Source organism: Kitasatospora sp. NPDC098652 (genome assembly GCF_044760155.1).
Taxonomy (GTDB): Bacteria; Actinomycetota; Actinomycetes; order Streptomycetales; family Streptomycetaceae; genus Kitasatospora.
In genome coordinates this window covers 1-1654 of sequence record NZ_JBIWAQ010000063.1, presented here as the reverse complement: position 1 = coordinate 1654, position 1654 = coordinate 1, and the positions used below count along the sequence as shown (strand labels likewise).

Sequence of the window (1654 nt, the reverse complement as noted above, 5' to 3'; positions counted from 1 at the left end):
ACCTCCTCCACACCGGCCACACCCACTACATCGAAACCAGCCCCCACCCCGTCCTCACCACCCCCATCCAACAAACCGCCGACACCACCAACACCGGCACAACAACCGTCACCACCGGCACCCTCCGCCGCAACACCCCCGAAACCACCCAACTCACCCACGCCCTCGCCCACACCTGGACCCACAACACCCCCACCACCCCACCCACCACACCCACACCCACCACCCACCACACCCCCCTCCCCACCTACCCCTTCCAACACCACACCTACTGGCTGGAAGCGGCGGCCGGAGCGGGCCTCGACGACGCCGCGTCAGCCGGGCTGGACGACGCCGCGCACCCGTTGCTCGCCGCCGTGGTGGAACTGCCCGAGGGCCAGGGCGTGGTGGCGACCGGCCGGATCGGTGTGGAGAGCCACCCTTGGCTGGCGGAGTACACGCTCCAGGACACGACGGTCCTGCCGGCGGTGGCCGTACTCGACCTCGTCCTGTCCACCGGTGACCGGCTGGGCCTGCACCACCTCGACGAACTCTCCCTGGAGCGGCCGCTCGTGCTGCCGGAGGACGGCGGGGTCGATCTGCGCGTCCGCGTGTCCGGCGCGGACGAGGACGGGAAGCACACCGTCCAGGTGCACACCCGGCAGGCCGACGGCTGGACGCGCCGCGCCGCCGGTGTGCTGAGCGCCTCGGGCAAGGCGGGCGGGACCGGCCCCGGCCGGGCGGCCTGGGTCGAGCCCGAGCAGTCGGCCGAACGGCTCACCGCGGCCGGGTACGACCACGGCGGGGTCTTCCGAAGCATCCGCGGGTTCTCCGACGGGCACGTCGAGACGGCCCTCCCGGAGGACACCACCGCGGACGGATTCGGGCTCCACCCGGCGCTGTTGGCTGCCGCGCTGGACGGTGTCCTGGCCGGTCAGTCAGAAGAGACGGCGTTCCCGAACCGCTTCACGGACGTGACACTGCACGCGACCGGCGCCGCCGCGGCCAGGATCCGGCTGGCCGCCCACCCCGACGGCACCCTGTCCGCCGGGGTGGCGGACAGGGACGGAGCGCCCCTGCTCAGCATCGGCTCGGTCACCAGCCGCGCACTCACCGCGCCGGACCTCGCCGCCGCCCCGGGCGGTCCGCTCGACTCACCCTTGGCGTTGGAGTGGGTCCCCGCCACCACCGACACCACCACACCCCCCACCCCCGACATCCTGATCGTCCGCCCCCACGACGACACCACCACACCCCACGACCCCATCGCCGCCGCCCACCACCTCGCCGAACAGACCCTCACCCGCGTGCAGGAATGGCTCGCCCAGGACCACCCCGACGACGCCCACCTCGTGGTCGTCACCCGCGGCGCCGTCTCCACCGGACAGACCGACCCCATCACCGACCTCCCCGCCGCCACCACCTGGGGACTCATCCGCACCGCACAAAACGAACACCCCCACACCCTCACCCTCCTCGACCACCACGGCGACACCCCCAGCCCCAACACCATCACCGCCGCCCTCACCACCGGCCAACCCCAACTCGCCCTTCGCAACGGCAACTTCCTCACCCCCAAACTCACCCCCACCACCCCCAACCCCAACCCCACCGCACCCACCCTCGACCCCAACGGCACCATCCTCATCACCGGCGGCACCGGCACCCTCGCCAC

General features: G+C 72.5%; 1 protein-coding gene. It reads left to right on the top strand.

Going from position 1 to position 1654, the window contains the following annotated elements:
- On the top strand, positions 1 to 1654 hold a 1654-nt coding region (locus tag ACIQWA_RS40930), incomplete at both ends, for a polyketide synthase dehydratase domain-containing protein (RefSeq protein WP_402492282.1).